The 25,933-nt window shown below is 63.8% G+C and carries 24 protein-coding genes; 6 read left to right on the forward strand and 18 right to left on the reverse strand.

Annotated features, from left to right (window positions below; genetic code table 11):
- Nucleotides 1-30: 30 nt before the first annotated feature.
- The 11 genes from GGR62_RS15845 to GGR62_RS15895 form a co-directional block, all read right to left on the reverse strand.
- A complete protein-coding gene (locus GGR62_RS15845; protein ID WP_184408813.1) occupies nt 31-573 on the reverse strand; it encodes a hypothetical protein in 543 nt (180 codons plus the stop codon).
- Nucleotides 570-2,894, reverse strand: coding sequence for a glycosyltransferase family 2 protein (locus GGR62_RS15850; protein ID WP_184408814.1), 2,325 nt, complete (start codon nt 2,892-2,894; stop codon nt 570-572). The genes GGR62_RS15845 and GGR62_RS15850 overlap by 4 nt, the downstream gene beginning before the upstream one ends.
- On the reverse strand, nt 2,895-5,210 hold the full coding sequence (locus GGR62_RS15855; protein WP_260306168.1) for a glycosyltransferase family 2 protein: 2,316 nt from the start codon (nt 5,208-5,210) through the stop codon (nt 2,895-2,897).
- A complete protein-coding gene (locus GGR62_RS15860; RefSeq protein WP_184408815.1) occupies nt 5,192-7,312 on the reverse strand; it encodes a class I SAM-dependent methyltransferase in 2,121 nt (706 codons plus the stop codon). The genes GGR62_RS15855 and GGR62_RS15860 overlap by 19 nt, the downstream gene beginning before the upstream one ends.
- Nucleotides 7,313-7,345: 33 nt before the next feature.
- Nucleotides 7,346-8,755 (reverse strand): ABC transporter ATP-binding protein, encoded by a 1,410-nt coding sequence (locus tag GGR62_RS15865; protein WP_260306169.1) that lies wholly within the window; start codon nt 8,753-8,755, stop codon nt 7,346-7,348.
- Nucleotides 8,703-9,536: an ABC transporter permease gene (locus GGR62_RS15870; protein WP_184408816.1), complete on the reverse strand. Its 834-nt coding sequence runs from the start codon at nt 9,534-9,536 to the stop codon at nt 8,703-8,705. The genes GGR62_RS15865 and GGR62_RS15870 overlap by 53 nt, the downstream gene beginning before the upstream one ends.
- Before the next feature lies 1 nt (nt 9,537).
- Nucleotides 9,538-10,725, reverse strand: a complete 1,188-nt coding sequence (locus tag GGR62_RS15875; protein WP_184408817.1) for a cystathionine gamma-synthase — start codon at nt 10,723-10,725, stop codon at nt 9,538-9,540.
- A gap of 88 nt (nt 10,726-10,813) precedes the next feature.
- Nucleotides 10,814-12,184, reverse strand: coding sequence for a pyridoxal-phosphate dependent enzyme (locus tag GGR62_RS15880; protein WP_184408818.1), 1,371 nt, complete (start codon nt 12,182-12,184; stop codon nt 10,814-10,816).
- 229 nt (nt 12,185-12,413) lie between these two features.
- A complete protein-coding gene (locus GGR62_RS15885; RefSeq protein ID WP_168957165.1) occupies nt 12,414-12,632 on the reverse strand; it encodes a YdcH family protein in 219 nt (72 codons plus the stop codon).
- A gap of 352 nt (nt 12,633-12,984) precedes the next feature.
- A complete protein-coding gene (locus GGR62_RS15890; protein WP_184408819.1) occupies nt 12,985-13,875 on the reverse strand; it encodes a hypothetical protein in 891 nt (296 codons plus the stop codon).
- The gene (locus GGR62_RS15895) at nt 13,872-14,255 is read right to left on the reverse strand and encodes a DUF4398 domain-containing protein (RefSeq protein ID WP_326520267.1); all 384 of its coding nucleotides are present in this window, start codon (nt 14,253-14,255) and stop codon (nt 13,872-13,874) included. Before GGR62_RS15895 ends, GGR62_RS15890 begins: the two co-directional genes overlap by 4 nt.
- 98 nt (nt 14,256-14,353) lie before the next feature.
- Between GGR62_RS15895 and GGR62_RS15900 the strand changes: the two genes are divergently transcribed.
- Entirely contained in the window at nt 14,354-15,487 is a 1,134-nt protein-coding gene (locus GGR62_RS15900; protein WP_184408820.1) for a PilT/PilU family type 4a pilus ATPase, read from the forward strand.
- 471 nt (nt 15,488-15,958) lie between these two features.
- On the opposite strand, the gene maiA is transcribed toward GGR62_RS15900, so the two are convergent.
- Nucleotides 15,959-16,621, reverse strand: coding sequence for a maleylacetoacetate isomerase (gene maiA / locus GGR62_RS15905; RefSeq protein WP_184408821.1), 663 nt, complete (start codon nt 16,619-16,621; stop codon nt 15,959-15,961).
- 43 nt (nt 16,622-16,664) lie between these two features.
- Entirely contained in the window at nt 16,665-17,723 is a 1,059-nt protein-coding gene (locus GGR62_RS15910; RefSeq protein ID WP_184408848.1) for a fumarylacetoacetate hydrolase family protein, read from the reverse strand.
- Nucleotides 17,724-18,030: 307 nt separating this feature from the next.
- Between GGR62_RS15910 and GGR62_RS15915 the strand changes: the two genes are divergently transcribed.
- The 3 genes from GGR62_RS15915 (at nt 18,031) to GGR62_RS15925 (ending at nt 20,921) form a co-directional block, all read left to right on the forward strand.
- Nucleotides 18,031-19,419 carry a DEAD/DEAH box helicase gene (locus GGR62_RS15915; protein ID WP_104549301.1) on the forward strand — a complete coding sequence of 463 codons (1,389 nt, stop codon included), beginning with the start codon at nt 18,031-18,033 and terminating at the stop codon, nt 19,417-19,419.
- A 593-nt stretch (nt 19,420-20,012) separates the two neighbouring features.
- Entirely contained in the window at nt 20,013-20,366 is a 354-nt protein-coding gene (gene queD, locus GGR62_RS15920) for a 6-carboxytetrahydropterin synthase QueD (protein WP_184408822.1), read from the forward strand.
- Between the two features lie 192 nt (nt 20,367-20,558).
- Nucleotides 20,559-20,921, forward strand: coding sequence for a phasin family protein (locus GGR62_RS15925; protein ID WP_184408823.1), 363 nt, complete (start codon nt 20,559-20,561; stop codon nt 20,919-20,921).
- Between the two features lie 298 nt (nt 20,922-21,219).
- On the opposite strand, the gene bioD is transcribed toward GGR62_RS15925, so the two are convergent.
- Nucleotides 21,220-21,894, reverse strand: coding sequence for a dethiobiotin synthase (gene bioD / locus GGR62_RS15930; RefSeq protein ID WP_184408824.1), 675 nt, complete (start codon nt 21,892-21,894; stop codon nt 21,220-21,222).
- A 117-nt stretch (nt 21,895-22,011) separates the two neighbouring features.
- Between bioD and GGR62_RS15935 the strand changes: the two genes are divergently transcribed.
- The gene (locus GGR62_RS15935; RefSeq protein ID WP_184408825.1) at nt 22,012-22,494 is read left to right on the forward strand and encodes a GAF domain-containing protein; all 483 of its coding nucleotides are present in this window, start codon (nt 22,012-22,014) and stop codon (nt 22,492-22,494) included.
- Nucleotides 22,491-22,880 carry a TfoX/Sxy family protein gene (locus GGR62_RS15940; protein WP_184408826.1) on the forward strand — a complete coding sequence of 130 codons (390 nt, stop codon included), beginning with the start codon at nt 22,491-22,493 and terminating at the stop codon, nt 22,878-22,880. The genes GGR62_RS15935 and GGR62_RS15940 overlap by 4 nt, the downstream gene beginning before the upstream one ends.
- Before the next feature lie 444 nt (nt 22,881-23,324).
- On the opposite strand, the gene GGR62_RS15945 is transcribed toward GGR62_RS15940, so the two are convergent.
- The 4 genes from GGR62_RS15945 to GGR62_RS15955 form a co-directional block, all read right to left on the reverse strand.
- Nucleotides 23,325-23,915, reverse strand: coding sequence for a hypothetical protein (locus GGR62_RS15945; protein ID WP_184408827.1), 591 nt, complete (start codon nt 23,913-23,915; stop codon nt 23,325-23,327).
- 354 nt (nt 23,916-24,269) lie between these two features.
- Entirely contained in the window at nt 24,270-24,392 is a 123-nt protein-coding gene (locus GGR62_RS21310; protein ID WP_260306172.1) for a hypothetical protein, read from the reverse strand.
- A gap of 239 nt (nt 24,393-24,631) precedes the next feature.
- A complete protein-coding gene (locus GGR62_RS15950; protein ID WP_184408828.1) occupies nt 24,632-25,147 on the reverse strand; it encodes a hypothetical protein in 516 nt (171 codons plus the stop codon).
- A 58-nt stretch (nt 25,148-25,205) separates the two neighbouring features.
- Nucleotides 25,206-25,856, reverse strand: a complete 651-nt coding sequence (locus GGR62_RS15955) for a phosphoglycolate phosphatase (protein WP_184408829.1) — start codon at nt 25,854-25,856, stop codon at nt 25,206-25,208.
- Nucleotides 25,857-25,933: the final 77 nt, after the last annotated feature.

The raw sequence follows: 25,933 nt of genomic DNA on the forward strand, positions 1-25,933 counted from the left end.
CGCCAGCAGGTACGCCGCTGAAAACCGCGCTCAAGGCGTGCCAGCGACGATCGTTCCCACTGCGCATGCCGACATGGCGTTGTCGCGTCCGTAGACCAGGAAGACGCGATAGCTCCCGGGATGGATGGCCGGCAACCATGCCCGCTGGTTGTAACCCGATCGCAGCAACGCCGGCTTGCTGAACGCCTGGGCGACGTCCGGCCGTTCTCCGCCAGCGACGATGGGAACCGCATACGACGCCGCAGCGGAGTTCAGCACGAGGGTCGCCCCGTCAGGCACCGTATCGGCCGCATCGGCCATCCAGCCGCCGAACGTAACCCAGCTGCGCGGCCTGACGCGGGCCTGCTGTGCCGGATTGCCGTCGACCGCATCCAGGCTGCAGCGCCCACCAGCAGGCAAGTCAGAAACCGGCACCGCATACGGCGCGAACGCCGGCTCGGTCGCCGCAGCGATGCCTTCGCCTGAAATCGGCGGCTGCCTAGAGCACCCGGCAAGCAGTGTGCCGAGCGCCAGCGCAACCCAATGCAGGCGGTTACTGATCCCGACGCTCACGGCGCAATGGCGCGTGCTCATGCAAGCGCTCGACCCGAGGATTGCGGCTCCCAAAGGCGCGGCGGATAGGCCAGCGTGAACGGCGTGGATTCCACCGTGAGATTGACGTTGTAGTAAGGATCCTGCTGCAACGCCTTGCCCCAACGCGCCTTCATGAAGCTCTCCTCGCGCTTGAAGCGGGTGATCTTCTCCGGGGTGGTCTCATAGCCACGCGACGCCGATTCGTGGTGATACAGCTCGGCGAACGGGGTCCACAGGTTGCGATAACCCGCCTCGCGCACGCGCAGGCAGAAGTCGACGTCGTTGAAGGCCACTTCCAGCTGCTCGTCCAGGCCGCCGACCTGCTCGAATACCGAACGGCGCACGATCGCACAGGCTGCGGTCACCGCGCTCAGACTCTGCGCCAAGCCACCGCGGTGTTTGTCGCCCGGCCAGCCACGCGCCATGCCGACATAGCAGTGCCCGGCCACGCCACCGATGCCGAGGATCACGCCGGCGTGCTGGATCGTGTTGTTCGGGTAGTACAACATGGCTCCGACCACGCCGATCTCAGGACGCAGCGCGTGCCCGACCATCTCGTCCAACCAGTCGCGACTGATGACTTCGATATCGTTGTTGAGCAGGCCCAGAACGGTCCCGCGCGCAACGCGCGCGCCGGCGTTGTTGATCGCCGAATAGTTGAACGGATGCGGATACGGCAACACGCGTACGCGCGGATCCTGCTGGACCTGTGCGAAATACTCCCTGGACGCCTCTTCTTGTGAGTCGTTGTCGATGACCACGATCTCGTAGTTGGGATAGTCGGTACGTTCCAGGATCGAATCGATACACTGCTTGAGCAGATCGATGCGATCGCGGGTGGGAATCAGCAGACTGACCAGCGGTGCTGGCTCGGGCAGCGGATACGAAATGCGGAAATAACCGCTATAGGTCGGCATCTCCAGTACTTTCGCGCCGTTGCCGGCGCGGTCCAGATGCGCCTGTACCGCGCGTAGCGCGGCAAGGTGTGCATACGACTTTTCACCCGGCGCCATTGCGGTGGAGCCGATGATCATGCGCCAGTGATACAGCACCAGCGGAAGATGGCCGATCGCATCGTGAGGCAGCCTCTCGGCGACCCGCAAGGTCAGGTCCCAATCCTGCGCGCCCTCGAATCCCTCGAGGAAACCACCGACCGCATGCACCGCTTCGGCACGATAGACAGTCAGGTGGCAGACGCAGTTCTGCGACAAGAACAGATCGGGATTCCAGTCCGACTTGAAGTAGGGATCCGAACGCTTCCCCTCGATGTCGATCTTGTCTTCGTCGGTAAACAGCATCTGCCACTGGGGATTTTGTTCGAACGCGTGAACGCTCTTGAGCAGGGCCAGGGGATGCAGTTCGTCGTCGTGGTCGAGCAATGCCACGAACTCGCCCCTGGCCATCTGCAGGGCTGTGTTCGACGCCGCAGAAATGTGTCCATTCTGCTCCCGTCGCTGGAACCGCACGCGATGGTCGAGTTCGGCATATTCGGCAAGCACCTGCATCACCACAGGATCGGTAGAGGCATCGTCGGCGATGCACAACTCCCAATCCGGGTACACCTGCTCACGCACGCTTTCGATGCAACGCCGCAACCAACGTTCGGGGGTGTTGTACGTCGGCACGATGACCGAGACCAGCGGCCTGCGCGTCAGTGACGCGAGCTCGGCGTCTGCGGCCTCCTTCCATGCAGCGTCGCGGCAATCATAGAACTCCTGCCACACCTCGTAATCGGAGAACGACCCCGAACACATGCGAGCCGAATACTCGTGATAGAGGCGGTCGGCCATCCTGCGAACGCCCTTGGTCAACACATCGATCGCCGTTCGCGCCAATAGCCGGAGCTTGCTCACGCTACTTTCGCGGCGGGCAAACGATGCACTGAATAAACGCCGCATGGCTTCGCCGCGCTCGATGCGCTGCAACTGCAAGGTGGAATGACTGAAATCCATCGGCGCGACCGATGGATCGAAACGGATGCGTGTGGTCGACTCCACCAGACGGATTACGATCTCGAACCGGCACGTCTTGCCGCTGGGTATATCCAGGGGAAGATCGATGCGCTCGGCCTCACCGCTGTGTCTGACACGATAGGACGGATACAGCACCGGCGCGAACATGCGCCCGCGATAGATAGACAGTTCCCCGCTGAGCAGATACCAGCCCCCAGGCAGAGACTCGCCTTCCCAACGCAATTGCACCTGAGGATCGCTGCCAGAGGCGCGCCACCTTGCGTCGTGCGCTGCCGTGGTCGGGAATGTCGAGGCCAGCGGCGCAATCTGCTGCAGGGGAATAACGCTAAGTGCAATTGTTTCGGACATCTAGCCCTCGGGGAAGGTCCCTCGGGTCACCGGGGGTAGGTATTCTAAAGGATAAACGGGCTGTAAATCCCGTGCTAGCGTTTCCGCATGGCGGTCCGGATCTAGCGAGAAAGCGGGGCCATCAAGCGACAGGCACGGGCTGTAGGCCGGGTCGGCAGCGAGCACCTGCTGCCAACGCCCCAGCATCGTGGCGACCTCGCCTGCGAACCGCGCCTGCTTCTGTGGATCATCTTCAATGCCCCGGCTAGCCGATTCGTGATGATAGGCCTGGGCATGCGGCGTCCACGCGTTTTCGTAACCGTGCGCACGTAGCCGCAAGCAGAAATCGACGTCGTTGAAGGCCACCGCGATCGATTCATCCAGGCCTCCAACGGCGACATAGGCCGCACGCGTCACCGCCAGACAGGCGGCGGTGACCGCCGAATAGTGCTGCACCACAAGAGCGCGCCCGTATTCGCCGGCAAAATCGTGCGGCGCATGGGCAAAGGCATGCGCAGCAACGCCACCGATGCCCAGCACGACGCCTGCGTGTTGCAACGAGCCGTCCGGATAGAACAGCTTCGCACCAATTGCCCCCGCCCCCGGACGTAAAGCCAGCCGCACCAGTTCCTGCAACCAGCCCGCATCGGTGATCTCGATATCATTGTTGAGCAAAACCACGATCTGGGCAGCGCACTGCGCCACCGCATAGTTGTTGATCGCAGAATAGTTGAACGGGCGATCGTAGCGCAGTATCCGAACCCGAGCGTCTTGGCTGATCGCGTTGAAATAGGCATGCGACTGCGCTTCGATGGAACCGTTATCCACCACGGTGATGCGATAGCGCGAATACGCTGTCGTGGCGAGAAGAGTGCCAATGCACCGTTCAAGAAGATCGATGCGGTCGCGCGTCGGGATGATGATCTCGACCTCTGGCTCTGCGCCCAACCCATACCGCACGCGCAGGCGCTGCCGTCCGAAGACCTCGACCTCCGCGCCCTGTGTGCGCAATGCCCGCCCAAGCACGCGCGCACGCGCCGCCGCGTTCACCTCGTGACGCGCAAATGGCGCATAGATGGGGCCGACGTCGCCGCTCACGTGGCGCAGCACATGCGGCAAGTGCAGCGGGATGACACCGCGCTCGTGAATCAATGCAGACAGCAGCGAGAACCACGGCACTTCCGGATCCAGGCCCTCGAGCAGGCCGTCCTCGATCTCTTGCCTGCGCACGAACGCACTGCGCCCCAGATAATCCTGTTCGTACCAGCGCAAACGATCCCAAACCGGCTTGAACAGCGGCGCGAATCGCCCCCCCTGTTCCTGCACCCTATCTTCGTCGCTGTAGAGCACGGAAGCTGCGGGGAACGAGCAGGCCGCCATGGTCAGGACCTTGACGGTCATTGGATGGATGCGATCGTCCGCCGCAAGCACAGCGACAAAGTTCGCTTGAGCCATACGCAGACGAGCGCCCAGCGATGCGGAGGCATCCACCATCCGCAGCGACGGCATCGCACGGTCCTTGGGCCATTCGCCGATTTGCCGGGCATCGGCCACGATCTCGACGGCCTGACCCGCCAAGCATGCAAGCGCTTCAAGGCATGCGGAGAAATCCGCTTCCTCTTGGTCGTGGAAGATCAACGAAAGAACGCGAGCCTGCACCGATGTGTCGTTGTGTGCTGACGACACCAGCCCCGCCAACCACCGGTCCTCGCGCTGCGCCCAGGTCGCGTAGCCGGCATCGCGCGCCCTGGCATCCTCACGCTCGGTGTGGAGCAGCGCCTGCAGCGACGCGCTTGCGCCCTGCTCGCGCCATTGCGCCCGCGCACCATCGGCCAACTCCAGCGCCTCCTGTGGCGTATCGCGTAAACGCTCACCAATCCCGTTACGCAACAACAACCAGAACGCTTCGCGTTCACTCAACCGGTAGATTTCAAGCGGCCCCAGCTCAAACCTGGCATATGCGCCTGTCGGGTCGAACCGTAGCGCCTGCAAGGGATCGGAAAAATGCACCACAGCATCCAACATGCCACGACCTACAGCCAGAGCGAGATCGATGCGGGTGTCTTCGGCGATCCCGCTGCCATAGTCGGGATAGAGGCAGGGATCGGACAAGTGACCGTCCAATTCGCGCAAGCTGCCACGCAGCCTGTACCAGCCGGCGGCAAGGGGCAATGCCGAATGGGTCAAGGCGAACTGCGGGTCGGACCCGACAGATTCCCAGATTGGAATGCCGCCAGAGACGATGCAGGCAAGATTGGCCAACGGCGTCACATCCAGGCGCATTCGTGTCGGCAGTCGTTGGCTCGCAGCCGGCACCGTCACCGCAGCTTCCACCATCTGCGCCCTTGTAGCTTCACAAGCATGGCCATCTGCTGGTTCTGAATCTCGGCCATTGCATCCAGCTTGGCTTCCAGTGCAGGCAGCACTGCGGACGAATCAAGCTTCTCAATCGCGCCGCCGAGCCTATCGGTTAGTTCGCTCTGCTGAGTCCCCCAGTGCTGGATCGAGTCAACCAGACGGTCGTCGGTGGCAACGAGCCGGTCGTGCAACGCGCCCTGCCCTTCGGCCAATTGCTGGACGAGGGCCTCGATCCGCTGCAACGTCGGCTGCATATAGGCAAGGCCGCTCCCAAGAGCGGCATGCAGTTGCTCAATGGACGCGTACATATTCACGCCGTGCTGGCCCGCCAGGTTGAGCGAATGTTGCAGCGACGCGAACCCGTCGGCGATCTCCAGGTGCCTGCCGGCGCCGGCCGGCCCAAACCCCGCCGTGCGCGGCACGGATGCATCCAGCATGGCCTCGATCGCTTTGCGCTGGTCCTTGCCCGTGACCTGCCGCTGAAATGCCAATTCGCGGTCAAGCCAGAGATCAAAATTGCCATCCGCCGCCGAAGCGAACACGCCAGCCAACACGTCCAGCAACAGAGTCCGTAGGTTGATCGGCTCGCCTTCTGCCATCGTGGCCACGACACTGCCGCCATAGGTGAACAGCAGCGAGCGCAGCAGCAGCCAGCCGAGCGTTGGGCGCTCGACGACCCACTCGCGATCGAAATAGACGATCCGACCATCGGCGGTGCACAACAAATTCGATGGAGTGGCGTCGAGGTAGTCGTCAGGCAGAACGCTGCCGGCGCTGTCCAGCGATACGGCATGCCCGTCGTCGTGGAGCACCTGCGCCAAAGCATGCAAATAACGCCGCGCTTCCGCGACGATGTCGTTCCGGGTCCAGCCAGGCTTGGCCAGTGCCGCGCGGATTCCGTCGACCAGCAAGACTCCCTGAAAGTAGTCGGAATCGCCTTGCACATGCAGACGGACGCCGCTCTCTGCCGGAGGCGAATCGGACAATCTGCGCGCGCGCACCCGCAACGACTGATCTGGCTCCGCTACAAAAAGCGTTTCGCGGGCATAGGCAGCCAGCCGTTGCGTGCTGTAGTGGTAAGCCAGTTCCGTTTGTTCGGCCATCACGTCTTCGGCCACAGCTTCGACCAAGAAGGAGTTGGCCAGATCCAGCGCCAAGCCGTTGGAAGCGACCACCGGCCAGACGCGCTGCAGATTGAAGGTCGTCGGTGTGAGTTGAGGATCGCGACGAACCGCCTGCGCCGCCAGCGCACCGGCATCGAACAGCGACGGATCGGCAGAGAGGCCGCGCTCGGTCACGATCGTTGCCGGCATCTTGTAGTCGGGCAAGGGCGCCGAAAAACGGCTGCGTCCATATCCGGCTTCGCGGAGCAGTCCATCGAGCTCGGAGCGTCCGTAGGTGCGTGCGCCACGTGGTTGATAGCGATTTTCAAGCCCGACCATCGGATGTCCCAGATGGTCTTCCGGCACGCCGGCCATATATTTCAGGCCCAGCTGATTCTCGATAGCCAGAATCAGTCGTCCACCCGGCGCCAACAACTGCCTGGCGGCCTGCAGCATGTGCAACGCGGGATTCTGTGCATCGGAGAACAGACTGGCGTATTCCAGCACGCCGATCAGGGTCACGACGTCGAAGCGTTCGGCAACAGCGAAGTCCTGAAAACGCTCGGCCACCACAGCAACATTGCGCAACTCGCGGGTGCGTTCACGGGCAATGCTGGCACGCCGCAACGAGCCTTCGAGCGCCAGGACGTCCGCCCCGCTCTCGCCGAGGTAGCGCGTGATCGCACCGCATCCGGCGCCGATTTCGAGAACTCTCGCACCCGGATGAAGATACTGCGCGAACGGCCGCAGCAGGTTCGCCCGCTCCGTGGACAGGTGATAACGACTCGGCCAATCAACGCAGGCAACTGCCAGTTCGGCCGAGAACACGCTGACGTCGGCAGCGGCGCGCAACGTCGCCAGGAGTCCATCTTCGGAGTTGTCGCCATCGCTGTAGTCGATGCTGTCATAACCCTCGCGGCGCCACACGGCAACGTCCGCAGGCAGGACATAGCCAGCTGCTACCAATAGATCATTCATGCAATGCTTCCCTTGAATCATCGACGCGACTGGTCAGTCGGACTGGCGAGGCGCAGCTATCTCCAGCCGCATATCAAGCCCGCCCATACCGAAAAAGTCGGCGTTGATCACTTTGAAATGGATGCTGTCGTAGCGCCTGTCATGGGGCACCACATCTTCTTCGCCGCGACTGGCCACGCCGACGGATAAGAAATAGTCGCCATCGGCCAGGTCGCAGCGGAATGCGGCCACGACATCGACCGTGCTTCCGGCGATGCCGCCGGCAATGAACGCAGGCAGCGGCTTGTACTCGCTATTGGTGCCGTAAACCACGACCCCCTCGGCCGTCTTCAAGGTGAAACCGACGATCGGCCTGACCACCTCGCGATCGAACACCATCCTGACCACGAGGCGTACTTCCTGCCCGGATTCGAGAATCGGCGGGTAAAGCGTGTTCGCCGATCGCAACTCGAAGTCGGTGATACGGACGGCTGCGTCGCCCCAGCGGAATTCGTTCGGATTGTAGTTGGGGCGCGACTCGTAGCTACTGTCCGCGCCGGAAAACGGCACAGTCTCTTCGAATGGCGTCTCTGCAGCCCGTTCGCCTGCATCGGACGAGGGAGCATCGGTATCTCCGCTACCGAACAACAGGTTGTAGTAGGCATTGACCACATCCTTGGGTTTGCCTTGACGCAGGACGCGGCCGCTGTCCAGCAGCTGGGCAAACTCGCAATGCTGGACGATCTGATCGGCCGAGTGGCTGACCAGCAGGATCGAAGCGCCGTCGTCCTTGAGCTGCTTCAGACGCGCAAAGCACTTGGCCTGAAACTTTGCGTCACCGACCGACAAGGCTTCGTCGACGATCAACAACTGCGGATGCACCTGCGCCTGCACCGCAAACGCCAAGCGCACCACCATGCCACTGGAGTAGCTGCGGATCGGCTGGTCGATGAACGCGCCGATGTCGGCAAACGCGAGAATGCGATCAAGCGCCGCATCCACTTCTTCCTTGCTCAATCCGAGGATGGCCGCATTGAGATAGACGTTCTCGCGCCCGGTGAATTCGGGATTGAAGCCGCTTCCCAGTTCCAACAATGCTGCGACGCGCCCCTTTACCTGGATGCTGCCCTCCGTTGGCGTCAGCGTGCCGGCAATCATCTGCAAGAACGTCGATTTCCCCGAACCGTTGCGACCGATGAGGCCGACCGTCTGGCCGCGACGCACCTGCAAGTCGGCGCCGCGCAGCGCCCAGAATTCCCGGTAATAGCGCCGCGAACCGCCGACCAAGCCCTGCAACAAGCGGTGCGAAGGGCGATCGTAGATGTGATAGCACTTGCCGACCCCGCGTGCGTCGACGATCAGGTCGGCGTCGCTGGAAATCGGGTTGACGGCGTGTGACGCAACCTGGAGTTCAGAGGACATCGGCGAATCCCCGACGCGTCTTCTGAAAGACGAAATAGCCAAAATAGGCGAACGCCAACGCGCCAAGCGTATACAGCCCCAAACCCGCCCAATCCGGCGCACGCCCCCAGAACGCGACGTCGCGCGCCTCGTCGATGATGAAGGTCAGGGGATTGAGGTGGAAGACGAACTGGTATTTGGGCGGCAGCGTGCTCACCGGAACGATGGCCGAAGACAGGAACAACGTCGCCGTGGCGATCACGCCGGTCATCTGCCCGATGTCGCGCAGGAAGACGCTCAGCGAGGACAGCAGCCACCCCAAGCCAAGCAATCCGACTGCCAGCGGCAGGAACACGATCGGCAAGAAAACCAGCGTCGGGTGCATTTCATGCCGCACGATCAGGTTCAGCACGACGAACACCAACGAATTGGTGCAGGCATGGAACAGTGCCGACAGCACCATCGTCCACGGCAGCACGTCGAGCGGAAATACGATCCGCTTGACCAGGTTGGAATTCCCGATGATCAAGGTGGGCGCACGCGTCAGGCATTCGGCAAACAGTCCATGCACGATCAACCCGAGGAACAGCAGCATGGCGAAGTCCGCGATGTTGCCGCTGGTACCGGGCCAGCGCGATTTCAGCACGTAGCCAAATGCCAGTGTGTAGATGACCAGCATCATAAAGGGGCTGATCAGCGACCACAGCAGACCAAAGCTGGCGCCGCGATAGCGACCGAGCACGTCACGCCGGGTCATTTCCATGGTCAAACTGGGATAGTGCAGCCAGGCATGGAATGGACCGGTCGGCGAAATGCGAGCCGCCCGTTGCAACACATCGTGCATGTCAGTTCCCCAGCGCGTCATCAAGGTCGGCACGCAAATCCCCCACATCCTCAACGCCCACACTCAGCCGCACCAGCGCATCGCTGATGCCGAGATTCGTGCGCCGTTCTACCGGAATGGAGGCGTGGGTCATCACAGCCGGATGGTTCACCAGGCTCTCCACACCACCGAGGGACTCGGCCAGGGTGAACAGTTCGGTCTTTTCGCAAAACCGCTTGGCTGCGTCGAAGCCGCCCTTGAGCACGATCGAGACGATGCCGCCGAAACCTGACATCTGGCGTGTGGCGAGCGCGTGCTGCGGGTGCGAGGCGAGGCCGGGGTAGATCACTTTCTCGACGGCGGGATGGGTTTCCAGCCACTGGGCCAGCGCCAGCGCGTTCTCGCAATGCGCGCGCATGCGCAGCGGCAGGGTCTTGAGGCCACGCAAGGCGAGGAAGCTGTCGAACGGGCCTTGCACGCCACCGATGGAGTTCTGCAGGAAAGCCATCTGTTCGGCCAGTTCGGCGTTGTCGCCGACCACCGCGATGCCGCCGACCATGTCCGAGTGACCATTGAGATACTTGGTGGCCGAGTGCACGACGATGTCGGCACCCAATCCGAGCGGGCGTTGCAGCATCGGCGAGGCGAAGGTGTTGTCGACCACGATCAGCAGGCCGTGCTTGCGCGCGATGGCGACAATCGCAGCGATGTCGACCAGCTTGAGCATCGGGTTGGTCGGGGTTTCGATCCACACCATCTTGGTGTCGGGACGAATCGCGGCTTCGAAGGCGGCCGCATCGGTCAGATCGACGAAACTGAAATCCAGGCCGGCGGTGCGGCGACGTACGCGCTCGAACAAACGGAACGTGCCGCCATACAGGTCGTCCATCGCCACCACGTGGCTGCCGGCGTCCAGCAATTCCATCACCGTGGAGGTGGCGGCCATGCCGGAGGCGAATGCGAACGCGCGCGTACCGCCTTCCAGCGACGCGACGCAGCGCTCATAGGCGAAACGCGTGGGGTTATGGGTGCGCGAATACTCAAAGCCCTGATGCTCGCCCGGGCTGGATTGCGCATAGGTGGACGTTGCGTAGATCGGTGGCATCACTGCCCCGGTGCTGGGGTCCGGCGACTGCCCTCCATGGATCGCCCGCGTGGCAAGCGAGAGTTCGCGCTCGCCATCGTGGCTAGTTGTGGTGCGATTGGACATGGAGGTTCCCGGAAAAGTGGCGAATTGTAACAAGCAGGTCTGAACGGCCAATGCCGCGCGTCTCACTGACACGCGCGGGCTTGCGCGATCACTGCACGCGACGGCGCAGGTAGTTGAGCAGATCGATGCGGGTGATCAGGCCCAGGAACTGGTTGCCGTCCATGACGATGGCGACCTGGCCGCGATCGAACACCGGCAGCAGCGCTTCGATCGGGGAGGCGACATCCAGGCGATCGAGCTTGCTGACCATCGCGGTGGAAATCGGGTCGCGGAAGCGCGCCTCATCGCCATACACATGCAGCAGCACGTCGCTCTCGTCGACGATGCCGACCAGCTCGCCGTCGTCGATCACCGGTAGCTGCGAGACGTCATACAGCTTCATGCGCTGATAGGCGGTGGTCAGCAGGTCCTTCGGACCCACCACCACGGTGTCGCGCTTGTTGTAGGGGCGCAGGATCAGGTCGCGCAGGTCGCCGTGCTGCGGGCGCTCCAGGAAACCGTTGTCCAGCATCCAGTAGTCGTTGTACATCTTGGACAGGTACTTGTTACCGGTATCGCAGACGAATACCAGCACGCGCTTGGGCGTGGTCTGCTCGCGGCAATACTTCAGTGCTGCCGCCAGCAGGGTGCCGGTGGACGAGCCGCCCAGGATGCCCTCCTTGGCCAGCAACTCGCGCGCGGTGTGGAAGCTTTCCGCGTCGCTGATCGAATAGGCCTTCTTGACCCGCGAAAAATCCGAGATATCCGGCAGGAAGTCCTCGCCGATGCCCTCGACCAACCAGCTGCCGGACTTTTCGCTGACTGTGCCCTCTTCGATGTACTGGGTCAGGATCGAGCCGACCGGGTCGGCCAGCACCAGTTCGGTATGCGGCGAGGCCGTGGCGAAGGCGCGCGACAGCCCGGTCATGGTGCCGGAGCTGCCGCAGCCGAACACGATCGCGTCCAGATCGCCGTCCATCTGCGCCAGGATTTCCGGACCGGTGCCGAATTCGTGCGCGGCCGGGTTGTCCGGGTTGCCGAACTGGTTGATGAAGTAGGCGCCGGGCGTGTCGGAAGCGATCTTGGCGGCTAGGTCCTGGTAGTACTCCGGATGGCCCTTGGCCACGTCCGAACGGGTCAGCACCACCTGGGCGCCCATGGCCTTGAGGTTGAAGATCTTCTCGCGGCTCATCTTGTCCGGCACCACCAGGATCAAGTGGTAGCCCTTCTGCTGCGCCACCAGCGCCAAGCCCAGACCGGTGTTGCCGGCGGTGCCTTCGACCAGGGTTGCGCCGGGCTTCAGATCGCCACGGCGTTCGGCCGCTTCAATCATCGACAGACCGATGCGGTCCTTGATCGAGCCACCGGGGTTGGCCGCCTCCAGCTTGAGGAACAGCTCGCAGACGCCAGTGTCCAGGTGCTGTGCCTTGACGATCGGCGTGTTGCCGATCAGTTCGAGTACGGAGGAATGGATCGCCATCGGGGATATGTCACTGCGTCGCGCGGGGCTTGGCCGCCCATTATCCGACGAACGGCTAGGGAATGCTCATTCAGGCTGGAAGCGAACGCGCCCGCGCATGAACAAGCGGGCTCGGCAAACGCGCGCAACGCGCCGCGGCCCCGCAGAACAAAAGACGCGGACGGTGGCAAGCCGACGAGGAGGCCGCCACCGCCCGCGACGGTGAACTTGTTCTAACGGTGGGGAAGGATCAGTGGGTGCGCTGGTCGTACATCCGGGTGAGCTTTTCTTTGGCCTGCAATTTCTCGCGTTTCATCTGGCCCAAGGTCACGTCATCGATGGGAAGCACCCCGAGTTCGGCATCCATGCATTTCTTGTTCAAGAGCTTGTGCCGTTGGTAGAGCTGCTTGAACTCGGGATCGGACTTGACCAATGCGTCGATTTCGGTCTGCGGTTGCCCTTCGAACATGGCGTTACCTCCTTCACTTAAAACAAGAACGCCCCGGCCGCTGGCGGCACGGGGCGCTGCTTGGGGATGGAAGACTCGCGGATCACGTCAGCAAGGACCACAACGGCAAGCGCACAGGCAGAACCAGACACCTTTCCACCCGATTGCGTTGATGCGCGCCCTTGCGTCACTGGCCCGGCCCTCCGTACATCCAGGCAGCGGAGTTGCTGCCCGGAGGTACGACCCTACGCCGGTCGCGGAGGGGGTTCAAGGCCGGAAAGGCCGCTTTTGCCGTTCCCTGTACCAATCAGTGACCGCGGTTCAACCGGGCGTCATGCCCGGGTTAAAAGCCCTTAACTTCCAAACAGTTGCATCATGGCGCGACAACGACCTCGGCAGCGCGGCTCTTGCTGGCTGCGGCCTTGGTGCCACTGACCTGCACCCGTGCACTGGCGACACCGGCGGCAACCAGGGCGTCGCGCACGGCTTCTGCCCGCTTCTTGGCCGTTGCGGGATCGGTGTCGTAGCCGACGATGCTGACCCGGCCTTTCTTGCCGATGTTCAGATACTCGGCCAACGCCTTGGCCTGGCCCGTGGCATCGCCAGACAGTGCAGCCTTGCCGCCGAACGCACCGCTGCCCAACGAAAACACTTCGCCGCGGCTATCGAACTTGGCAGACGGCAGTTTCGCCCCGGCCACCAGTTCGGCTTCTTCGTGCGCCAGTTGCACGGCCTTTTGCTGCGCCGCATTGAGCTTGGCGGTCTGCTTGCCGGCCACGCTGGTCAGCGCCAGCTCGGCGTCCTGGCGGGCCAGGGTCTCCTGCTCGGCCGCCTGACGCATGCGCTCGGCCTCTTCGGCCTGGATCTGGGTCTGCACGCGCAGGCGCTCGGCCTCCTGCCGGGCGCGCGAGGCATCACGGCGGCTGGCTTCGATCAGCAGATCGTTGCGGGTGCTTTCCAGCCGGTCCAGTTCGCGCCGCGCCAGCGCCGTGCGGGCAGTAAGCTCGGCGATCTCGACCCGACGATCGGCCAGAAAGACCAGTTCGTCGCGGTCGCGCCGCTTGGCCTCGGCCAGGGCGGCCACACTTTGCTGCGCCTGCAGCCGCTCGAAGCGGGCCACCTCGCTCGTCTGCGGATCGTTCTGCAGCATCGCCAGGCGTCGGTTGAGCGCGTCGGCCTGCGGGTCGTCCTTGGCGGCCATCGCCGATAGCGGCAATGTCGCCAGACTCAGCACACCGATGTAAAGGAATGGACGCAGGTTCATCGGCCGCCCTCCCCGGTGTTGAGGCTGTTCTGCAACTGCGCCACTTCCTTGCGCCGCTGTTCCAGCTGGGCGCTGACCACAGCTTCTTCGCTGCGCGCCTTGGCCAGATCGGCATCGGCGGCCGCACGCAACGCGATCTGCGGCACCTGCTTGCGCTGGCGCTTGTCCAGTTGAGCCTGCTGGGCCTGCATCAATTCCTGGCGGGCCAGATTGACCAGATCAGGGGCGTATTGGTCGGCATCGGCCTGGGTGGCGCGTTGCACGGCCTGTTCGGCGGCGGTGAGCTCCGGCGCCACCTGGGCGGCAACCGGAGAGGAAAGAACCATGAAACAGGCGATGCCACACAGGGATCGCCGCAAGTATGCGAAGCTAGCCGTCATTAGGGGAGCCGTAGCGAGAAGTCTCGATCGCGGCCATTGTCGGAAGCCTGCGGCGGACTTGCAACGAGACGCTGCTGTTTGTTGGGGAACCATTGCGCATGGATATCGGCTACTTCCTGAAGCTGATGACCGAGAAGAACGCCTCGGACATGTTCTTGACCACCGGCGCGCCGGTGTACATCAAGATCGAAGGCAAGCTCTACCCGCTCGGCAATACGGGCCTGCCGCCGGGGATGGTGAAGAAAATCGCCTACTCGTTGATGGACGAAGGCCAGGTGCCGCAGTTCGAGCGCGAGCTGGAACTCAACATGGCCATTGCCCTGCAGGACGCCGGACGCTTCCGCGTGAACGTGTTCAAGCAGCGTGGCGAGGTCGGCATGGTGATCCGCGCCATCCGCAGCCGGATTCCCAGCATCGAAGAGCTCAACCTGCCGCAGGTGCTCAAGGACGTCATCATGACCCCGCGCGGGCTGGTGCTGGTGGTCGGTTCCACCGGCTCGGGCAAGTCGACCTCGCTGGCCTCGATGATCGACCACCGCAACAGCACCACTACCGGGCACATCCTCACCATCGAGGACCCGATCGAATATCTGCACAAGCACAAGATGTCGATCGTGAACCAGCGCGAGGTGGGCCTGGACACCCATGCCTTCCAGAGCGCGCTGAAGAACGCGATGCGCGAGGCGCCGGACGTGATCCTGATCGGCGAGATCCTGGATGCCGAGACCATGGAGGCGGCGATTGCGTTTGCCGAAACCGGCCACCTGTGCCTGGCGACGTTGCACTCCAACAACGCCGACCAGACCATCGAGCGCATCCTCAATTTCTTCCCCGAAAGCGCGCACAAGAACGTGCTGATGAATCTGGCGCTGAACCTGCGCGCCGTGGTGTCGCAGCGCCTGGTCAAGGGCGTGGACGGACGCCGCCGTCCCGCCACCGAGGTGCTGCTCAACACCCCGATGATCCGCGACCTGTTGCGGCGCGGCCAGGTGCACGAGGTCAAGCAGGCGATGGAAGAGTCGCTGGAAGAAGGCATGCAGACCTTCGACCAATGCCTGTTCCGCATGGTCAAATCCGGCGAAATCGAGCAGGAAGAAGCGCTCCGCGCCGCCGACTCGCGCGATGGCCTGGCGCTGAAGTTCCGCCTGTCCGAAGGCGGCTCCGGCGAGCACGACCCGTACGCAGATTACGAATCGCCGGCGTCACCGCAGATCAGCCACGGGTTCAGTTAGCAGGGCGGTGTATCTGGTGGCTGGGTGTTGCCTTGCCTTGTTGCAGAGCGCAGCGAGAAGGGCCGGGTCAACGTATCGCGGGGTAGTCACCTGCAGTTGCGGCGATGGGGTTTGAACGGCGGGCTGGTTTGCCGATGCGCGTGGGTGTGCGTCGGTCATTTCGGTGCGCACTGGCCCCTCAACTGCGCCCGGCCCTCATCCGCCCTTCGGGCACCTTCTCCCGCAGGCGGGAGAAGGGAAGACAAGGCCTCTGCCTTCTGGCTTGGATTCGGCCCTTGGCTTCGCGTTTGGCGTTTGGCGTTTGGCGTTTGGCGTTTGGCGTTTGGCGTTGGCGTTTGGCGTTGGGGTTGGGCTTTTAGCTTTTAGCTTTTAGCTTTTAGCTTTTAGCTCTCCGCTCCTGCCGCCTCCCTTCTCCCGCTTCGCGGGAAAAGGTGCCCGAAGGGCGGATGAGGGCGCAGAAAACCCCAACCACTACACCCCGGCATCCAGCTGCGTTTCCGGCCGCGCCGCGTCGAATGCCGGCAATGCCAGACACGCCTGTTCGATCCGCCGCAAGGTCGGATACGGGCTCAGCTCCACCGCAAACCGATGCGCGTTGTAGAGCTGCGGAATCAGCACGCAATCGGCCAGGCCCGGGTTGTTTCCATGGCAGAACATGCCGGTGTGCGGATCGTTGGCCAACTGCGCTTCCAGCGCTGCAAATCCGCACTCCATCCAGTGCCGCGCCCACCCCTGGCGTTGCCCAGCATCCAGGCGCCATTGGCGTTCAAAAAATTGCGTCACGCGCAGGTTGTTGAGCGGGTGCACATCGCAGGCGATCACCTGCGCCAGCGCACGTACGCGGGCGCGCTCGGCGGCTGCGGCGGGTAGCAGCCGCGCACTGTCCGGGAACGCGTCTTCCAGATACTCCAGGATCGCCAGCGACTGCGGAATCACCACCGCGCCATGCCGCAGCGTGGGCACCAGTTGCTGCGGGTTGAGCTGCGCATACGTCGGCGCATGCTGTTCGCCGCCATCGCGCACCAGATGCACCGGATGCGCAACATAGGCCAACCCCTTCAACTGCAGGCCGATACGCACGCGATACGCAGCGCTGGAGCGCCAGTACGAAAACAGTTCCAGTTGCATACTCATAGACGACCTCGTGCACGGTTTTCTACAGAGACCTGCGCCGATGTCATGGCAGCGGTTGACGTTCGACGCGCTGTTCGATCGCACCGAAAATGCTGGCGCCATCTGCGGCGAACATTTCGATCCGCACCACGTCGCCGAACGCCATGAAGGGCGTGCTCGGCTTGCCGTCGCGCAGGGTTTCCACCACGCGCTGCTCGGCAAAGCACGAAGCGCCCAGCGTGGTGTCCTGATTGGCGATGGTGCCGGAGCCGACGATCGTGCCGGCCGACAGCGGCCGGGTCTTGGCGGCGTGGGCGATCAACTGGGCGAAGTCGAACTGCATGTCGTTGCCCGCTTCCGGCGCGCCGAACCAGGCGCCGTTGACGTGGGTCACCAGCGGCAGATGCACTTTGTTGTCGCGCCACGCATCGGCCAATTCGTCGGGCGTGACGAACACCGGCGACAGCGCCGAGCGCGGCTTGGACTGCACGAAACCGAAGCCCTTGGCGAGCTCGGCCGGGATCAGGTTGCGCAGCGAGACGTCGTTGACCAGGCCGACCAACTGGATGTGCGCTGCCGCCAACTCGGGCGAGGCGCCCATTGGCACATCGTCGGTGACCACCACCAGTTCGGCTTCCAGATCAATGCCGTGGTCTGCGCTGATGACCTTGATCGCGTCGCGCGGGCCGTAGAAACCCGCGCTGGTCGCCTGGTACATCAGCGGGTCGGTGTAGAAGCTCTCCGGCACCTCGGCATTGCGTGCGCGGCGGACGCGCTCCACATGCGGCAGGTAGGCGCTGCCGTCGACGAACTCGTAGGCGCGCGGCAGCGGCGCGGCCAATGCCTGCAGATCCAGGTCGAACACGCCATCGGCACTACCCTCGTTGAGCGAGGCCGACAAGGCATTCAGCCGTGGCGCGGCATTGCTCCAGTCTTCCAGCGCGCGCTGCAGCGTGGCGGCGATGCCGGTGGCGCGGACCGCCGTTTTCAGGTCGCGCGAGACCACGATCAGGCTGCCATCGCGGCCGCCTTCCTTCAGGGAACCTAGCTTCATGACCATCCTGTGCTGTGGCTGATCGGCCGATTGTACGGCCTGCCGCCACAGTGGTTGCAACTGAAACAACTGACCCGTAGCCCAACCGATGACCTCGCCTTTTGTGCAGCGCGCCAAACGCGCGTACACTTGCCGGGTCTGCATGCGGCCGTCCGTTTCCCTTAGGGACAGCCGGCGAGGCCAGGATCGATCGATCCGCTCGCCCGCCCCACCCGACGCCTTTCGTGGTGCCGACAAACCCATCGCTCTTTGATTGGGTTGTTCCACCATCTCGCAGCGCGGTTCACGGGAACGCTCCGAGCCTCACTTTTTGCATCTGCAATGCGTCTGCGCTCCGGGCCCGTCCTGGCGGCAACGCTTTACTTGGAGCTTCCTGATGTCTTTTGAATCCCTGGGCCTTGCGCCCTTCCTGCTGCGCGCGTTGGCCGAGCAGGGCTACGAAACCCCCACTGCGATCCAGCAGCAGGCAATCCCGCTGGTGCTGGCCGGTCACGACCTGCTGGCCGGCGCACAGACCGGTACCGGCAAGACCGCCGCATTCGGCCTGCCGCTGCTGCAGCACCTGGGCACCACGCCGCAGCCGGTCAACGGCCCGCGCAAGCCGCGCGCGCTGATCCTGACCCCGACCCGCGAGCTGGCCACCCAGGTGCACGACAGCCTGCGTGGCTATAGCAAGTACCTGCGCATTCCGAGCGCGGTGATCTACGGCGGCGTCGGCATGGGCAACCAGCTCGACACCCTGCGTCGTGGCGTGGATCTGCTGATCGCCTGCCCGGGCCGGCTGATCGACCATATCGAGCGTCGCAGCGTGGACCTGTCCGGCATCGAAGTGCTGATCCTGGACGAAGCCGACCGCATGCTCGACATGGGCTTTTTGCCGTCGATCAAGCGCATCCTGACCAAGCTGCCGCGCCAGGACCGTCAGACCCTGCTGTTCTCGGCGACGTTCGAAGAGAACATCAAGCAGCTGGCGCTGGAGTTCATGCGTAACCCGATGCAGATCCAGGTCACCCCGAGCAACACCGTGGCCGAGAGCATCACCCACCGCGTGCACCCGGTCGATGGCGCGCGCAAGCGCGATCTGCTGCTGCACCTGCTGGCGCAGGACAGCCGCGAGCAGACCCTGGTCTTCGCGCGCACCAAGCACGGCAGCGACAAGCTGGCGCTGTTCCTGGAGAAGTCCGGCATCAAGACCGCGGCGATCCACGGCAACAAGAGCCAGGGCCAGCGCATGCGTGCCCTGAGCGACTTCAAGGCCGGCCGCGTGACCGTGCTGGTGGCCACCGATATCGCCGCGCGCGGTATCGATATCGACCAGCTACCGAAGGTCATCAACTACGACCTGCCGATGGTGGCCGAGGATTACGTGCACCGCATCGGCCGCACCGGCCGTAACGGCTCCACCGGCGAAGCGATTTCGCTGGTGGCGCAGGACGAAGCCAAGCTGCTGCGCCAGATCGTGCGCATGCTGGGCCGCGACGTGGAAATCCGCGACGTGCCGGGCTACGAGCCGCAGACCCCGATCCGTTGGGGCAACAGCGCCCCGGGCCGTGCCGAACAGCCGGGTGGCGATCGCGCGCCGCGCAAGAGCCACGCCCGTCGTCCGCATGGCGATGCACCGCGTCAGGCACATGCGCATGCCGGCCCGAAGAAGCCGGGTGGCCAGCGCAGTAGCGGGCCGCGTCAGGCCGGTGTTGCCGCCGGTGCTGGCGCAGGCCGTCGCGATGGTGGCCGTGGTGGTCAGCGTCCGAGCGGTACGCGCTGAATCCTGCGCGCCGGTGTATCCGGCGCCCAGGCATGCGGTGAACTGACAGAAAAAGCCGCCCTTCGGGGCGGCTTTTTTGTGGGCGACCTGTCGCCGGGGCGGTCCGCGCTGTCCATCCATGGCTGCAATGCGCCGGTCGCACCGGCCTGCGAGCCGATGCGAGCCAGCGCGGCGCAACGGGAAGGCGCTCGCCTCGGTCGTGCGCGAGGACACCGGCAAGGGCCACTGGCGCTGCGCGGCCGCAGCGAAACGCCCACCGTCAGCCCGCCTTTCATGGTCTGGCTGCGTGATCCGATCGAGCATGCCGCTCGCCTGTGACGCGACATCGGCAAGCCGAGATGGCTGCCGGTTTTCCCCGGCAGTGTCCCGCTGACGCCTGACCGACTGCAGTGGCCGCGCACGGATGGATACCCGCAGTGTCCAGGCAGCGTCATACACCGGATCCGGGATGCCAAGCACCAACCCGCCGCGGCCTGCAATGCCTGGGTGCGACGCCATCGAGCACCGGGAGCTGCCCGCATCGGCCACACCTGCACCACAACGTTGCCGTCGCCAGCGGCCGCATGACCGCTGGCGCACTTACAATGCCGTGCATGGATATCTTCAAAGTCTTTACGCTCGAAGCCGCGCATCGGCTCCCCAATGTGCCGCCCGGCCACAAGTGCGCCCGTTTGCACGGGCATTCGTTCCGGGTCGAACTGCATGTCAGCGGCGAACCCGATGCCGAGACCGGCTGGATCATGGATTTCGGCGACATCAAGGCCGCCTTCCAGCCGATCTACGACCGCCTCGACCATCATTACCTCAACGACATCGAAGGGCTGGAGAACCCGACCAGCGAGCGTCTGGCGATCTGGATCTGGCAGCAACTCAAGCCTGTCCTGCCCGCGCTGAGCGAGATCGTGGTGCATGAAACCTGCACCTCCGGCTGCCGCTACCGCGGCTGATCCACCAGCGCACCGTGTGACCCAAGGCCGCCTGCTGGGCGGCCTTGGCATTTCTGGGGCAGCGCTAAATTATTGAATTTTCAATACTTCCACAGCTGTTCTGGAAATTTTCAGCAAACTTGTTGCATCGCAGCAGTATCTGCGTATGCTGCAACGCAACAGGCGGTCACCGCATTCCCCAAGGGGTTCGCAATGTCGGCGCAGTTCGAAAACGGCTTCAACAGCTTTGCTTCCGCCGCGGCACGCGCCAACCAGTTGGCGATGGAACACGCAGAAAACGCGTTTGGCCTGCAGTTGAAGACGCTCGAACGCAACGTCAGTGCAACCACCAGCTTCTTTGGCGAGTTTGCACAGGCCCGCGACGTGAGCGCCTACCAGGCGCTGTTGCCGAAGGGACTGCAACTGGCACGCGACAACCTGGAACGTCTGGCCTCGGCCAATCAGGAAGTTGTCGGTCTGGGGTTGAAGGCGTCCGATGCATTCGGCGCGTTGGCAAAGCAGCAGTTCCACGCCAACAGCGAGCAGGCGAGCACAGGCAAGACCCGGCGCACCTAACGGCCACCAAAATTCAGCGTCTTTGCATGGGTCCCTCCCCCCATGCAATCCCGGCCCGACAGATCCCTCCCTCTGTCGGGCTTTTTTATTGTCCACACGTTGGGCCCCGTGCTGCCGTTGCGGCCTGTGGCGCATGGCGGCACGGTGCAGTGCGCCCAACGACCGAGTGTGCCGACGACGTCTGGGACACAGACGCTGGCTGGTCGCCGATGCCTGCAGCGCTTGGCGTTGTCTGCCCGTTGAAACCAGCGGCAGCCGTGGCCTGGCCGCTACGTAATCGCCAACTTGCCGGCCTCACTCAGATCGGCACTTGCAGCCCGTGTGCCTGCATGGCGGCATCGGCATCCGGTCGCCATGGAATACGCCCCCAGCACGGCATCGCCAGGCGCTGGCGCAACATGGCGATGTTCTCCTCGATACGCTCCATCTGCGGATCGACCTGGTTGGCGATCCAGCCGATGCAGTCCAGCCCATCGGCAGCGATGGCGGCGGCGGTCAGGCGCGCATGATTGATGCAGCCCAGCCGCACACCGACCACCAGCACCACCGGTAGCTGGAGCGCACGCACCAGGTCGGCCTGGTCCAGGTCGGCGCTCAACGGTGCGGCCCAGCCGCCGACGCCTTCGACCACCACCACCTCGGCCTGGGTACGCAATTGCGCAAAGGCCTGGGCGATCGGCTCCAGCGACAAGGTCACGCCGACGTCGGCGGCGGCCAGTTCCGGCGCCAGCGGTGCGGGCAAGGCGTAGGGATTGAGGGTGGCGTAGTCCGGTTGCGGAGCGCTGGCGGCCTGCAACGCCAGCGCGTCCTCGTTGCGCCAGCCGTGCGGCGTGTTCTCGCAGCCGCTGGCCACCGGTTTCATCCCCACCGCCGAGTGCCCGCGTGCGCGCAGCGCGTGCAGCAACGCGGTACTGGCCATGGTCTTGCCGATACCGGTGTCGGTGCCGGTGACATACAACGCCGAGTGCTGCATGCATGCGTTCCTGCGGCCGCGCCGCCATTGCCCTGAGGGCGCGCAGCATAGCGCGCGGACCCGAACGCGCGGCTGAGTCGCAATGCCGCTGCGGATGGCCGCTGCTAAACTTCGGCCATGTTCGCAACCTCTTCGCTGACCGGCAGCAAGCCGGAACAATACGCCCAGCTCACCGCCCAGGCCCAGGCACTGGTGCACGGCGAGCCGGATCGGATCGCCAATGCCGCCAATCTGGCCGCGCTGATCTTCCATTCGCTGCCGTCGCTCAACTGGGCCGGTTTCTATTTCCACGATGGCCGCGAGCTGGTGGTGGGGCCGTTCCAGGGCTTGCCGGCGTGCGTGCGCATTCCGTTGGACAAGGGCGTGTGCGGCGCGGCCGCCAGCACCCGGCAGAGCCAGCGCATCGCCGACGTGGAGGCCTTCCCGGGACATATCGCCTGCGATTCGGCGTCGCGCTCGGAGCTGGTGATCCCACTGGTCAAGGACGATGCGCTGATCGGCGTGCTTGATCTGGACAGCCCGGAGCTGGATCGCTTCGATGCCGACGACCAGCGCGGCCTGGAAGCCATTGCGCAGGTCTTTGTCGGCGCGCTGACATGACCACCGAACGGCTGCGCAATATCGGCCCGAAAAGCGCAGCGTGGCTGCGCCAGGTCGGGCTGCGCACGCAGCAGGACCTGCAGGCGGTGGGCGCGGTGGGCGCCTTCGTCAAGGTCCGCCGCGCCGGTTTCAAGCCCAGCCTCAACCTGCTGTATTCGCTGGAAGGCGCGTTGACCGACTGCCATTGGCAGGACGTGCCGGAAGCACGCCGGCATGCCTTGCTGGCCGAATACGAAGCGGCCAGTGCGCTGTTGCCGGTGCGCGGCCGCGCAGTCGGTGGGCCGGTGGAAACCGTGCATTACGCACGGGCGGAGAACGACGACACGCATAGCGACATGCTCGAAGCAGACGACGATGCGACGCCAGGCCAGACGCACGACGATTGAGGGTTGCTGATGCGATCGGCAGATGGGCGATTGCCGCTATCTCGATCGTTGACCGACTGCTCGCTCGATCGCGCCTTCAATGTGCCGCTGCAGCGCGCAAGGTTGGCGCAGGCGATGCACCCAGCGCCCCTGACCGTGGCTGAGGGCTGAGGGACTCGGTTGCTGCCATCGCGCGCGTTGCGCCCGAAACTGCGGCCATATCCGCCGCATCGCGCGACGCCACCGACTGACCATCGACCAGATGTGTTTCTCCGTGCCCAGGCCGTGCAGATCGAGCTGACGCTTGTTGCGGTACTGCATCGGGCGATCTGGAAGTGTTTTCCCGACGCATTCGTATAGCTGGATATCGCCCATCCGGACTCTGTCGAACGAACTCGCTGCGGCTGATGTTCCTGGTCGTCCTGTGCGGGGCCGACGCCTGACGAAGAAAAAACCAGGGTGATTTCACAGCTTGTTTGCGTGCGCTATCCGGTCAAGCTGTTTTCGCGCACGCTCCACCACGCTGTGATCCGGATGGTGCAAGAGCCGACGCAGTGCGTTGACTGCGGCGTCCGCGACCTCAGGATCACTCTGCCTGGCATCCAACGGCAAAGCCATTTTTCCGAGGCCCCAGATCGCCCTGCGAGACAATGCATCTGCTTGGTCTATCTGCGCCAGCACAGGCGGCTTCATCTCCACCATATGCCTCAGTGTTTCGACCGTTTTCAGGTGAGGGAAATGTTCAAGCTCCGCGACCAGGTCTTCATGCGCGCCATGCCATGGCTGCAAAAGAATGTCGGTGATGAGGTCTACCGACTCCTCGACGACAGCGTGGTCGCCGCGTTTTGCGACCCCATAAAATGACTGCCTGGGCCCAAGAACCGAGCTTATCGCGTCCACCAAGGCGCCACTTTTCCGATGCAGGGCAACCCATAGCAAGGAGTTGATATCGCCCTCAATGCCGTGGTTGTCCATGAAATCCGTAACGAGGCGTACATAGTCATCATAGCTGCGGACTTCCGTGCCGATGTCTCTTTCAAGCGCTTCTCGTGTCATGTCGTCCACTCTTCTCTTGATATTTCCGGGTCAACCTTATCCAGCATCGGTCCTCTGGCCAGCGTCGACGTTCCCGGATCACGTCCGGATTCTTAAACATCCCGCAGTGTTCGTCCATGTCTTGGATCTGTGAGGTCGAGATACGTCTTTGTCGAAATTTCCCGGTGCGCGGCGGCATGTAGTGGGAACCGTGCATGACGCCTGGAAGGACAACAACACGACGCACGCTGAGATGCTCGAAGCAGATGGCGATGCGAGACCAGACAGGCGCGCAATGCTTGCGTGTGGGTGATGCGATCGGCAGCGATGCGATTTTCGATATCTCGATCGCCTGATCGTCACCGAAGCACGCCTTCAACGCGCCGCCGCGTCTGGCAAGGTCGGCGCGAGCGATGCGCCCGGCGTCTGACCATGGCCGAGGCCGGGCAGCGGTTGGTACTCGGCGGCGAGCCCGGGTGACGACGACAGCATCTTCATCGCGTGGTGTGCGCTACATGGATCTGCACGCGATCTCCCCGGACGATCCGGTTTTGCAGGGGTCGCCGGCGCTGCGCCCTCGCCTGCCCTCAACCTCAGACGACGCTTCGCCTGCCGCATGTCTGCAGGGACTTCCTGTGCACGATCGAGCACGCGCTGCGCCTGCTGGACGACAAACCCATCGCGCCACCACAGCGACGGAGCGACCGCGACATCGTGCTGGAATAGCTTTGGCTGCGTCAGCAACACCTGTAGCACGAACAACCCGCCATCCGAATGGCCCCATCGCGTCTATCGCTGACGATCCCACCGCCCCGCGCGCGTCCACCCGCGAGGCGAATACGTGTTGCGATCAGCTGCGCGAACGCAGCCGCGCCGCCGGTTCTGCGCTGCGGATTGAGCGGATCGGTCCCCACCCGACCATCGCCGTAGCACGCAGGCGTGTCATCCAGGCTGCGCTCCACCGCATCGATACGCAGCGCACTGTCGTCGGCGATGAACACCAGCACCGGCACATCGCCGTGCATGGACAGGCTCTCGAGCAGGCGCTCATCCAGTTTGCTCGATGCCGCGTTGCCATCCAGCAGATACACCATCGGATACCCCGCAGCCGGCGCCGCCGCGTTGGGAGGGGCAACGCGCACGCGATCATGGTGCTGGCCATTGGCCGAATCCGGCCGCAACGCGCTGAAGACATAGGATGCGCTCGGACATCCATTCAATGCGACAAACGCGGCCATATCACAGCCGCGCATCCGTCACTTCCCGCCGTGACTGGCGATGCCTTCAGCACGCGCCGTTGCTGCCGAGCGGCTACTTCAACGCAAGCAATTGCCGCATGTCATCGACAATGGCCACCGCACCGGAGGTCTGCACATCGAAGCCGCGCAGATAGCCGTAACGCACCATCGCCAGCGGCATCGCAGCAGCATTTGCGGCGGCCGCATCGGTGGCCGAATCGCCCACCATCAGGCACTGCTGCGGCGTGTGCTGGAAGTGTTTGGCCAGGTGCAGCAGCGGCGCCGCATCGGGCTTTCGCTGCGGCAGCGAGTCGCCACCGAGCACGCTGCTGAAATGCGCTGCGATGCCCAGATGCTCCAGCAGCGGCGCGATGAAACGCGCTGGCTTGTTGGTACACAACGCCAATGTGACGCCGGCCTCGCGCAGGCTGGCCAATGCCTCGGCAACACCGGGATACAGCTGCGGGTTGTGCAACAGGCAGTCCGCGTAGTGACGCATCATCACCGGCATCTCGGTGTCGGCATCGTGCGTGCTGCCGGCTTGGCGCAAGGCAGTGGCGAGCAGCACGTGCACCCCTTCGCCGATCCAGCTGCGGATCGTCGCCTCGCTGAACTGCTGCAACCCTAGCTCCTGCAAGGTGGCATTGAGCGCTTCGGCGATGTTGGGTGCGCTATCCACCAGCGTGCCATCCAGGTCGAAGATCACCAGCGAATACGGAAACATGCGCACGGCCTCGTGTGGGAGCGGACTGCAGTGTACGAAGTGCAGGATTCAGCGCGTGTCACCGCCGGGGAGGCAAG

It is taken from the genome of Xanthomonas sp. 3075, assembly GCF_014197275.1.
Classification (GTDB): domain Bacteria; phylum Pseudomonadota; class Gammaproteobacteria; order Xanthomonadales; family Xanthomonadaceae; genus Xanthomonas; species Xanthomonas campestris_B.